This is a genomic window from Endozoicomonas atrinae (assembly GCF_001647025.1).
GTDB lineage: Bacteria > Pseudomonadota > Gammaproteobacteria > Pseudomonadales > Endozoicomonadaceae > Endozoicomonas > Endozoicomonas atrinae.
Genome location: NZ_LUKQ02000036.1, coordinates 24,923 through 36,788 on the forward strand (window position 1 = coordinate 24,923; position 11,866 = coordinate 36,788).

9 protein-coding genes are annotated in these 11,866 nt (G+C 46.7%); 5 read left to right on the forward strand and 4 right to left on the reverse strand.

Annotated elements, in window-relative coordinates; genetic code table 11:
- Positions 1-128: 128 nt before the first annotated feature.
- The gene (hutC, locus tag AK963_RS07405) at positions 129-842 is read right to left on the reverse strand and encodes a histidine utilization repressor (RefSeq protein WP_066014817.1); all 714 of its coding nucleotides are present in this window, start codon (positions 840-842) and stop codon (positions 129-131) included.
- Between the two features lie 185 nt (positions 843-1,027).
- On the opposite strand from hutC, the gene hutI reads away from it, so the two are divergent.
- Entirely contained in the window at positions 1,028-3,283 is a 2,256-nt protein-coding gene (gene hutI / locus AK963_RS35170; protein WP_066014818.1) for an imidazolonepropionase, read from the forward strand.
- Positions 3,284-3,485: 202 nt separating this feature from the next.
- Complete coding sequence (locus tag AK963_RS07415; RefSeq protein WP_066014819.1) at positions 3,486-4,973, forward strand: hypothetical protein; 1,488 nt, start codon at positions 3,486-3,488, stop codon at positions 4,971-4,973.
- Positions 4,974-5,593: 620 nt separating this feature from the next.
- Here AK963_RS07415 and AK963_RS07420 read toward each other — a convergent pair.
- The 3 genes from AK963_RS07420 to AK963_RS07430 form a co-directional block, all read right to left on the reverse strand.
- Positions 5,594-6,199, reverse strand: coding sequence for a hypothetical protein (locus AK963_RS07420; protein ID WP_066014820.1), 606 nt, complete (start codon positions 6,197-6,199; stop codon positions 5,594-5,596).
- Positions 6,186-6,554, reverse strand: a complete 369-nt coding sequence (locus AK963_RS07425) for a winged helix-turn-helix domain-containing protein (protein WP_083232526.1) — start codon at positions 6,552-6,554, stop codon at positions 6,186-6,188. Before AK963_RS07425 ends, AK963_RS07420 begins: the two co-directional genes overlap by 14 nt.
- 116 nt (positions 6,555-6,670) lie before the next feature.
- Entirely contained in the window at positions 6,671-7,495 is an 825-nt protein-coding gene (locus tag AK963_RS07430; RefSeq protein ID WP_066014821.1) for a type IV toxin-antitoxin system AbiEi family antitoxin, read from the reverse strand.
- Positions 7,496-8,136: 641 nt separating this feature from the next.
- On the opposite strand from AK963_RS07430, the gene AK963_RS07435 reads away from it, so the two are divergent.
- The 3 genes from AK963_RS07435 to AK963_RS07450 form a co-directional block, all read left to right on the forward strand.
- Positions 8,137-10,200, forward strand: a complete 2,064-nt coding sequence (locus tag AK963_RS07435; protein WP_066014822.1) for a hypothetical protein — start codon at positions 8,137-8,139, stop codon at positions 10,198-10,200.
- Between the two features lie 596 nt (positions 10,201-10,796).
- Positions 10,797-11,114: a plasmid mobilization protein gene (locus AK963_RS07445; RefSeq protein WP_066014824.1), complete on the forward strand. Its 318-nt coding sequence runs from the start codon at positions 10,797-10,799 to the stop codon at positions 11,112-11,114.
- A partial coding sequence (locus AK963_RS07450; RefSeq protein ID WP_175404464.1) for a relaxase/mobilization nuclease domain-containing protein occupies positions 11,104-11,866 on the forward strand: 763 nt, incomplete at its 3' end. The genes AK963_RS07445 and AK963_RS07450, both read left to right, overlap by 11 nt.

An 11,866-nucleotide genomic window follows, 5' to 3' on the forward strand; every position in this document is an offset into this window, starting at 1 on the left:
CGTCCTCTACGTTACGCTGTTTTATTGTGGAAATATCGCCTGCAAAGTCGTTGTAATTCCATAAAACCGGAGAACCTGATCGACAGGCTCTCAGGAGGGGGGTCGCTCCTGTGATCCGACATGCTGGCTCAAGAAAACTGTAAGTGGTCTCCCAAACGGTATCGGTCACCAGGGTGCATCAGCTTGGCAATACTGACCACACCGTTCCGACACCAGCTTCTTCTCATGATTCTCAGACAGGGAGCACCAGATTCCATATCTAGTGCTCCAGAAATGTCTTCCGAAGGCAGCACCGCTTCTACGACATGTGTCGCTTCTGTGAGCGCTGCCACCCTGTTCAAGTATACGTTGGGGGTTTCCTGAGTAAAGTCCTGCTTCAGGTAGTCCGGAGCAAACCGCGGGTTAATGTGGCGCTCTTCCCACTGAAGAGGCAGGCCATTTTCATAGTGAACAATAATGGAATGAAAAACAGTGGCGGATTCCGGCAATTCAAGAGAAATGGCAATGGCCTCAGACGCTTTCTCTTCAGACAGAAGCAATACCCGGTTGCTGTAACCATGGCCACGCTCCCGGATCTCATCGGCGATATTTCTGACCGTCAGCATGGATGACTGCGGCTTAAGAGGAGCCACAAACGTACCCAGCCCCTGCTGACGCATCAGAACGCCCGAAGCCGTCAGCTCCTGCAGCGCCTTTCTGGCCGTCATCCGGCTCACCGAGAATTGCTGGCAGAGCTCATTCTCAGAAGGTACCTTACGGGATTCTGCCCACTCACCGCACTCAATCTTGTCCAGAATAAAGTGCTTAATCTGCTGATAACGGGGTAACAGGCTTTGATTCATAATTTATAGGTGCCAATCAAGGCTTTTTAGGCGATCCTGAAGACCGCAGGTTGCTCATACAATCTTATTGTATATAGTTGTATATACAATTTAATAATAATGCAATTTGTACGATTCTGATAAAAATACTGATAATTCTTGAATCAATCGTTCATAACTCAGTCAACCAATAACGGCCGGATACCATGAACAACAGTAACGCTGGCGAATCACTGACCTCCTGCGATCTGCTCATTCGGAACATTCACCTTGCCACCATGGATCCGGCACGCGCTTCAACCAGCCCTGACTTGCACCAGCAGAGTGCATCATGCCCCTATAACAGCATCAGCCAGGGAGCCATTCTGGTGCGGGGTGGAAAGATTGTGTGGGCAGGGGCAGAATCGGAATTACCACCGGCCAGTGGGGCCATAGAGACCATTGATGGACAGGGGCAGTGGTTAACACCCGGCCTGATCGACTGCCACACTCACCTGGTCTATGCCGGAGACCGCTCCAGAGAGTTTGAGCAACGGCTTGAAGGCGTCAGCTATGAAACCATCGCCAAACAGGGAGGCGGTATTCTCTCCACCGTCAAAGCGACCCGGGCAGCCACGGTTGAAGCACTGGTTGACGACTCCCGTCCCCGGCTTGAGGCGTTACTGGCTGAAGGGGTCACCACACTGGAAATCAAATCCGGATACGGTCTGGATACAGAAACCGAAACCAAAATGCTCCAGGCTGCGAGCCAGCTGGCCAGCGAGTATCCTGTCACTGTCGTTCGTACATTTCTGGGTGCCCACGCTCTGCCACCGGAATACAGAAACCGGGCAGATGATTACATTGAGCACGTCTGCACGGAGATGATGCCTGTAGTTGCTAAAGGACAATTGGCCGATGCTGTGGATGTGTTCTGTGAGAACATTGCCTTTTCCCCCGAACAGACAGAACGGGTATTTAAAGCAGCCAAAAAACATGGACTGAAAATCAAACTCCATGGAGAGCAACTCTCTGACAGTGGCGGCACACAGCTGGCGGTAAAATATCAGGCACTTTCCGTAGATCATCTTGAATACCTCAGCCAGTCGGGTATTGAGGCCTTAAAAAACAGCAACACGGTGGCCACTCTGCTGCCCGGTGCCTTTTACTTCCTTCGGGAAACCAAACTGCCACCTATCGATGCGTTAAGAGAGGCGGGCATTCCAATTGCCATTGCAACCGACTTAAATCCCGGTACATCCCCTCTCGCCTCCATACGGCTGATGATGAACATGGCCTGTACCCTGTTTCGTATGACGCCTTCTGAGGCGCTTGCCGGCTGTACCCGCAATGCGGCACAGGCTCTTGGGCTTCAGGAAAAAACCGGCCAAATCAAAGAAGGTCTGGATGCCGACCTGTTGCTCTGGCCTGTCAGCCATCCTGCCTCTCTGGCGGCCGGGCTCACTGGTATCTCCCCTTCCCTGATCATAAAACATGGCCAAATTGTGAAATCAACGATCTCCAGAAACCAACCCTTCTCATGGTCTGGCCGTATTGACCAGGAAACCGATACACAGGCTGCCCAACGCTGGCATCAGAAAGTTCACCCCTATACACCGAGTAGTGAACAAGGGGTTGCCTTATTGGGGTTTGAGTCCGATGAAGGCGTCCGAAGAAACCAGGGTCGACTCGGGGCTGCCAAAGGACCTGACCATATTCGACAAGCCCTGACCAACCTGCCCTGGAACCGTAACGCCCCGGTTTGGGACGCAGCCAATATTCGCTGCCATGGAACCGATCTTGAGAAGGCTCAGCAGAACTATGCCGGGAAGATGTGCGAACTATTAGACAATGGTCAATTAGTAGTTGGTTTGGGAGGAGGTCATGAAATTGGCTGGGCTTCATACCAGGGGCTTATGATGCACCTGGAAAAACAAAAGAAGGGTAAAGGCAGTCACCCAATCAATGTCGGCATCATCAACGTTGATGCCCACTTTGACCTCCGTTTACCCGAAGTAGGCCCCAGCTCAGGCACCCCATTCTGGCAGGCTTCTGAATACGCCCGGGAACAAAACATCCCCTTCAACTACCTTTGCCTTGGCATCAGTGAAAGCAGTAATACCCAGGCATTGTTCAATCGAGCAGATGAACTGGGTGTCACCTACCGGCTCGATAAAGAGATGACTCTGGTGAATCTGCCATCGCTGCAACAGGCTCTCCAGCAGTTTATTGATCAGGTGGATCATATTTACCTGACCATCGATATTGATGCCTTCCCTGCCTCTCTGGCTCCCGGCGTCAGCGCACCAGCCGCCAGAGGTATTCCACTGGAGGTGGTGGAGCCTTTGCTGGATATCATCAAACACAGCGGCAAGCTGAAGCTCTTTGATATCGCTGAAACCTGCCCGAAACATGATATTGATAGTCATACTGCACGACTGGCAGCAAGGTTGATTCATCAGTTGGCAGGGCAAAACCCTTAAACCCTGCGAATCACAACAAACTCAAGAGTAGACTGACAGGCAATCCCAGAGCCTACTGGTATTTGATCAGGTAGATTGATCCAGATAAAGGCTCTCCCCGCTGACCATTGATTTCCAGCAATATCCAGGCTCTATCACTCTCCTGCTCTGTATTTAATGCCTTCAGCTACACTGTAAATATAATTCTGGCAGGGAGCTTGGAATGGCACAAATTGATCCAACAGGAAGCCGCAGCACTATACAGACATCAGCCAGCCCCTCCAGTGACTCTTCTACGGATAAACAGATCAATTCTACGGAAAAGAAATACATTCCGTCTAATGGAACACCTCATAAAAATAATAAGTCCACTGCAGACTATACAGTTCAGTCTGCTGAGACCAGAACTCAAAAAAATCCTGCCGTTGCTGCTATTAAAAAACTTGCTGGACTGAATAGCAGAGAAGTAAAACCTCTGGTTGATCAGCTAACATCAATTGTCGTCGCAGAAAATGATAACCCAGGGGAAACGCTTACCCAGATTGCCGCAATTCTCCAGGCCACCCCTCCATTCAATGGGGTTACACTTGTCAAGCAGGAGCTGGCACATTGTGCTTCTGAAGCCCTGTCTGAACTATCCCGTAGGAATCACAGGCCTGACATATCAACTGACCTTTTCCATCAACTATGGAGCCTTGATCATCACCAACTGAAGACGATGCTGACGAGCTGGCTACAGGCTAAAAAGGAAAGCGAGCAGGTTAGGTTTGTGGCCTCACTGGCTGAGGAAAATGTTCAAAATGACCTCCCATTTATGAAAGGAGGAGTTGAACTTTCTGTGCTGCTTTGTGGTTTAGATGCGTCTTCATGGGAAAAGGCCGATCCCGACAAAGCGGCACACTTTATAAACCTGGTCACAGCTGTTTCAAGCGGTGGACGTGAAGAACAATCCATTGAAAATGCCGTTGAGTTGTTGTTTCTTATCCATCAGCATGGGGTATTGAGCGCCAGTGTTTTAGACGCGGTTTACACTCAGTCTCTCCAAACAGCCTTACTGCTTGGCTGTGTAACTGAGTCTGACCGGAAAATGATCAGCCCTGAGGTAGCTGAGGAACTCCATATCATGGGCCTTCAGCCCAATGGTGAAGAAGATGCTGCTGACCTTACCTATGTCTCAACTGGAAAAATAGCCAGCCTGCTGTTGAATCAATCCAGAGGAATGCGGGGTTTTGAGGAGCTAGTTCGCTGTTATATCAGTCTTGGTCCGCAATCTCAGCGATACAACCTTCAGTTTGAAAATACCGCTGAAAGAAAAGTAATGTTATTTGATGCACTATCCAAGCCTGAGAATGAAAAATACCTATCCCCTGAAGCTGCGGCTGAATTAAGTCGGGCAGAGACTGTACAAGATACCGTGGAATGGCTACAGAAACACCAGGTCCCGGGTTTTCCTCCATCACTGCTTATTGGTCAAGCAAGCATTGATCTTTCCTCAGCTTCTTTTAAAAAAGAGCTGGATAAAATCACACCGGATTTCCTTATCTCCTTTGCCAAAGCTGGATATCAACAGCAGTTACAAATGCTTAAGGAAAAAGGGTGGGCGCCTGTTCAACATACAGATACGTCTCTGCATGAAGACATGGCTGGAAAGGACTTTCTTGGGAATTTTCTGCTCAGTATGGTTAACAAAGCTTCTAGTAAATCCTTGTGACCTGCTGTCGGCTGACCCGAGCTGTCAGGCATCTGTCGATTCGACGACACATTTGCTTGATCCAGTTTATGAACAGCTTGGTTCCCTGAAAATCACCTAAAGCTTTAACGCACATACATTGACGACTACAAGAAAAAGCCAATAAATAGCAGGGTTTACTGCCTTTGCCTTGGCATCAGAAAGCAGTAATACCCAAGCATTGTTGAACAGATGAGCCGGGCGTCACCTGCCGACTGGATGAAGAGATGGTACTACTGAGTCGAACCTGAAGAATCCCAGAAATAGACATTGTACTAACTTGCAAGCTTGGCAATCAGACAATAACCAGCTCTTGAGAAAATTCAAAAAATAGAAGGGTGATTCAAAAGTAAGGGGAAAAGAATAAGTTAGAAGGGACTGTTGGCGCACCCGAGAGGATTCGAACCTCTGACCTCTGCCTCCGGAGAGGTACTTTGGTACATATTTAATGTTTGATGCATTTCAAAAACCTCCATAAACTACTGATTATTATTAACTTATCCACTCCTATCATTATAGAACAAAAGTACAAATCTCGACCAAAATCGATGCCATTTGTAGGCTATGCGTAGGTTGGAATGCTGATATGTAAATTTGGTCGTTTATATCTGGTTCATAAAATCAAGTAATACTATCGACTGCAACTCTTCCATGCTTTCAACATTTTGTTCCTTTGCCACTTGATACAATCTTTCGATAGTCTGAGCCGCACCTGCTTGACCTTCTTTTTCGCAAAATGCTTTTAATTCAGCAGGCCTGATGCTGTGTTTAACCATAACTGCCAACGCCTGGACCAAAGAAGGTTTATCATTCCAATGAAAATAAGCAGCCAACCGGTCTTTTACCACATCGGCGGCCAGTAATATTGGAATTTTGCTGCCGCCACGTTTAACGATGGTTGTTTTTTGGATGAGTTCATCTCCAACTGCCAATGGTGCAGGTGGAAACTCAACACAAATTGGTGTCGTGTCATTAATATAAAAGCGACCGTGTTTTTTGAACCCTATTTCATCCATTGCCTGAATGATCCTGGCAACCGGATCATGGCTGACGTTTACCATATCTATATCTTTGGTGAGATAAAGGTTTTCGCTGTATATCTCAACGGCCAAGCCACCAACCAATACAACCCTGACTCCATGTGACTGCAGGTGCTCAGAAACTATCCCCGCCAGGTCAACAATCGATATACCTTCATAATCTACCATGTTCAGACTCACCCTCTGCTTTGCCTGAGCGAACTCTCATTGTCGGCTTTCCTATCGCTCTGGGTTTATTACGATTCATCACCAGATCCTGAATGACTGTCTCCGGGTATAATGGGATAGCGGCTTTAATCAGTTCTTTCATTGTCGCCAGAAAGACATACCTGGGATTAAGGTGATACTCTCTGAGCCTTCCAATTAAATGACTAACAACAACACCATCCTCTTCCATTCTAACCAGCTGTTTTTGTACTGAATTTTGAGAAAGGCCAAAGAATTCGGCAATACCCTTTCCGTAGCCAGAGTTCCTGAGCATCAGGTATATCAGTATCTTTTCCTGACTTTCGGCGCGAAGCACTCCCCTTAAAACAAACATTCATGAAACTCGTAAGGTATAGATGATACTTCAAGTATAAACCAATATTTCTATCTTAATAACCAACATATAGTTTATTTAATAGACATATTGGTTTATTAGGCACTCATACTTCGAGGTATTGTTATTAAATATTTTCGATTCAGGGCCCCACGCTCTGCAATGACCCGCTTTCCAGAGCCAAGTTCATAACTGCCTGTGTTCAAACGGGAAAGCCACGGATATTGGTGACGCTCTGCAAGCCAGAGAAATAACCTTTTTACCTTTATGCTCAGACACGCTTTCAACAATTGATCCAGCTTTCCTGGTGACAGGTTTACCAATCCCTGCATCAGTTCATCCGCATGTTCAAAACTGAGCTTATCAGGAAGATCAGCGATCACTTCCAATATGGCCTTTTCTGGACAAGAAAAATAAATCGGAGGCAGATTGGGGTCGAACTCATGGTTTCTCAGAAGGCCTGATGACTGCATCAGCGATTCTGGCCAAAGCCGCCTAGTACTATTTACCGTCAATGTCGCCGTCGTTTCTATTCGAGAGACCCAGGAAGGCAATTTAGTGGGGGAGTAAAGCTGAACATTTTTATGATTCCCAGGAGAGATATACTGAGCAAGTCCGGACAGAGCCAGAGCGGAGACACCACCTACATGCACTGCGGTTGCTGAAGGCGTTGCCTGCATCCGCTGTATAGATGCAACCACACCTTCCCAACGGAGATTGGTAGTGAATTGGGAGTATACGCCTGATGTCAGCTGCAGCAGCTTGCCACTCTTAACGCCATTATCAAGGGAGTGGGCGCTAAAGCCCTGCTCTATCAACCACTTTCGTGTAGCTAACATCCCATAGGGTAAAAGAGCATTAAGCTGCTCTTTTCGGCTATTCAGCCCATACCCAGTATCACTTGAACCTGATTTACGAATCATTCCAGCGTCTCACTGGTTTAATATTAAGAAAAAAATCGGCAAAATTAACCGAAATATTTATTAAGTATAAACCAAATCAGGTAGGGCGGTTTATTTTTAGTAATTTTTTCGGCAATAAAAGCCGATAAAATAAAGATTTTCAAACCACTCTTTTGTAGAACCGTCTTCTTTTTAGTATCGGCATCATGGCTATGAACAAGCAGAGTCTGCCTGGAATGTTGAGTTTTATAAATGGCTCCCAGTTCATGACCTGGCTGGAGCTATCGGTTTCCCCTTACTTCTGGGTTTATTACGGTTCATCACCAGATCCTGAATGACTGCCTCCGGGTATAATTGGATAGCAGCTTTCACCAGTTCTTTCATTGTCGCCAGATAAGGTATAACAGGGTTAAGGCGATACTCTCTCAGCCAGAGGAATAATCTTTTTTCCTTGTTGCAGAGTTTTCGCAATGAAAGAGAGTAGAGGCAATAGTAGTCAAAGGAGAAAGCCCTTTAACGGTCCCATTATTAGACTTTTAAATGGATCAATTTGGGAACTTTGAGAACCAAATTGAGACCAACAAGCACCAGATAATCTATATTGTAGAACCGCCACTAGCCTCTACGAGGCCACATCTGATACGAATCCAGAGATCTCACTCATGGCGATAAAACCATTCCAGTTAGGTAATATTGATCAGTCTGAAGATCCCGATGCAGCCAATGACAAACTGGATCTGTGGCTAGATGCAACCCGTCCCTTTTATCTGGAATCACCCGAATACCAAAAGTTATCCAAAGCCAATAAAAAAGGGGAAGGCTGCTGGTTCGATATTTTTATGAGCCTCTACCTGAACTACATTGGCACGGACTTGAAATATCTTGATGTGGATGCGGCCGAGGAGCTAATGCTTGAACTCTTTCCCCGCAAGTTGATCTGCTCTGACACCCAGGCAAAAACCATCATCCCTGAACTGATTGCCTACTGGCAGTTTTTCCATCGCACCTTAAATGACGGTAAACAGCAAAGACTCAAGCATGCAGAAAGTGTTATTGCTTTTCTGGAGAACATTCGCAAAGACTATCTGAGCATTTATAAAGGTGACCGCAACAGCCATCCTTTTGCAGCAATGGATTTTGATTCATTAATACAGGAAGCGCTTAATCCGGCAGCTCATCACGATGATGACTGGATTGCAAACCTGATCGCCGATGCGGCTCACCATTTTCCAGACTACAAACGGCAACCTTCACCACCGGATCACTGGTTGCCACTTCGTCAAATTCCAAACGTTGCTGAATTGCTTGATCATATCTGTCATCAGGGCTACGACCTCACCTTACCCAATGCCTCGGACGCCGTCTTTGAGTTATTGAACTGCGCCTGTCAGGACCTCTTCATGCAAATTCGGCAGGGCAATAAAGAGGTACAGGATTTCTGGAGTTATATCGAACAGCAAATCATCACCAGCGCTCAAAAAAATACGTTAGACCCGGATGGCATGCGTGTACTGTTTGAAGTGCTATCTACCCACAAACAATTTCTGTCTCCGGAATTTCTGAACTTTACCCATCAGTGGCATATGGATCATGTCGATGTGATGATGCCTGATGAACTGACACCAGAAGCCTTAGAGCAATCACTGCAGAACATGCTAGAAGAGATACCGGATGAGTTTACCCTGGTGTCCGCCCTGCACGAACAGCTCGCTTTTCTACCGGCTGAAGGGCTAAAACTGATTACCGGTGCACTGATTTCCTCTGAAAAAGGTTTGAATGGCACAGCCCTGATGATTCTGGATGATAATCAGGAACGGGCAATGAGTATTGTCAATGTACTGAGCCAAAAGCCGGCGGCCATCACTCCAGTCGCACTGGCCCGGCTGATTCGAATTCGTAACTGGCTGGCAGCACCGGTCAAGAGCAAAGTGGATAAACTGATACAGGCTGTCCGTAAAAAAGGCATAGCCCCTCAGTCACCACAGCCATTACCAGCCAGAGATATCCTCGAAACCTATATGTCGGCCGTTGATGGCAGCGGTGCTCAGGGCGCTATGTTAACCTTCCGTGACGGCAAGCTGCAGCGGTTGATTTCATTTGTCCTGAAGGAATCCGTGGGTATTGTCGATGTATTGGTCACTCCGCCAGCCCCGGAGCACCAGATACGGCAGTATGTCTTCATGATGAAACAACAGGATGCGGCGGCGGAAAAAGTCTCCCTCGAACTTATCCAGAGACAACTGCCGTTTTTCCTGGCTCTTAATCTGAAAAGTGGTATCGCCATTGATCATGAGCTGATACAGGTGATGGAGCTGTTGGGTGTGGAGAACTTGAACCCGGAAGGTGCGGATTTAGCGACGCTTTTTGATCCACTCTTATCGGAAACACCTTCGCCAGAAGATATTGCCTCTGTGCAGAAACGCTCAGCAAAATGGACACAAAGTGCGGTGGGTCGGTCGTGGTTTGAAGCACCCGATATGATTGGCCCCTTCAGAAAGCTGAACACCCGAAGTGACGAAACGTTCTTTGCAGAGGTTATTGAGCCTGCACGAGGAAAATGGGCAGAACGCATAGGCCGCATGGCTCTGTGGGCTCACTACAGCACCAATAAAAACCGACAGAAGCAGAGCCGCGATTACGCCATGGTCAACTGGCTACTGGCACACTCGAATATGCCTGCCCACGACATCAGCCTCCTGAACGCCATTGCCCGAAATTCGATGTAGCGTTTAGCCAGAACTGTCTGCTATATCTACAGATAACGGACAGTCGTCGATTACTGGCGCCTTAATCCCTACCAGTGGCTGGTTTTCTTGGCGTAGGGTAGCTGATATTAATATTTCAAGCATTCATGATATCTCTAGCAGGTATCTCGCAGGATAGATTGCTGGCTGCATATGACAGATTTGAACTATCAGTTAGATCACTGCGGGATGCAAGCAAGGGCAAAGTCATGACTTTGCGGCTGACTCAGAGTGCACTCGCACTGAGTGAGTGCGGTGTCGTTTCACTCCACCGCAGGCCAAATGAAGAAAAAGTACCATCAACGCTGAATCAGTATGCTTAACCGTAAATGTTGGATCCGACTGGAGTGATGTCGAATACCACATCTTCGTTACCGAATAGAGCAACATAAATTCTGGATATGGCATTGCTAAGAAGAATTTAAGAGTGCACTAAATACTTCACAGAGATATCCAACAGCCTCTGTGCATCATTCTTGAACACTGAACACACCAGTACAATGAGTAGCAAGAATACAGACTAACGTTTTCCCATCCCAAAATAGAGTACCCTATGTTCTTCAGTCAGGATGGCCTTCATGGAGAATAACAAAACAACACAGATCCAAATCAGAGTTAGCACACAGGAAAAAGCTGAAATCCAGCAAAAAGCAAAGTCACTAAATTTAAAATTATCAGAATACATTCTGTCCCTGCATCAGAATAAAACTTTACCTCTCCCACCATCAGACATTGAGAGGCAAAAAGTGAAACAAGTTGCTCAAATTGGGAATACGCTCAATCAACTGTTAATTTTCATCCAATCAGGGAAAATTCCTGAATCTACAGATATACAACTAGTCATCAGGGCTATCAGCCTTTTTATAAAACTGCATGAGTCAAACGATGATTGCTGATGCAAAACTGAACGGAAGCATCGCGAAAGGAATTTCCGTTGCACACTATATGCTGAACCCTGATGCAAAGATTGAAGATAACGATATATCAAGCATGCAAAAGGGCAGCAAAAAAGAAAGAATTCTGCATGTAGAAACCGATCACGCCAGCCCAGTTTTAATCAGCAGCTGTCCCAAAGTTTCAGCGGAATCATTTATGCGGGATATGCTTGTATGGAATAAAAGAAACCGACCTGGAAAAAAACGGCCTCAGTCTCACTGGGAACATCGTGTGGTGGCCTTTCACCCAGATGACAGCAAAAAGCTGAACTCTAAAGCCGCATGCGAGATAGCCAGAAAATCATTGAATATCGCAGCACCGGGAGAGCGTCCGGCATTGTATGTTGTACATGGGGACACAGAGCACCTCCATGTACACATGCTCTATGCAACAGTGAATGAGCGAGGAAAAATTCACAACCCCCATCGAGACTATCGTGTATGGGAAGCAGCAATGGAGAGCCTAGAGATCAAATACGGCCTGCATAGAGTAGAAAAAAGGAAAGCATGTGTGCATGAAAATCCAATGCGAGAGCCTGATGGCACAAATCCCAAAAAACCCGAATTCAGACAAATTCAGAGAACCTGTCATCACCGATGTAATAAGTCTTCAAAACACCAGTTTAATTTGACCTCCCGATTAACCCTTTTCTGGCCGATTGTTTTCCTGTTGGTATCAAGCAGGGAGCAGCGCCATGACCAATCGAGAGGAC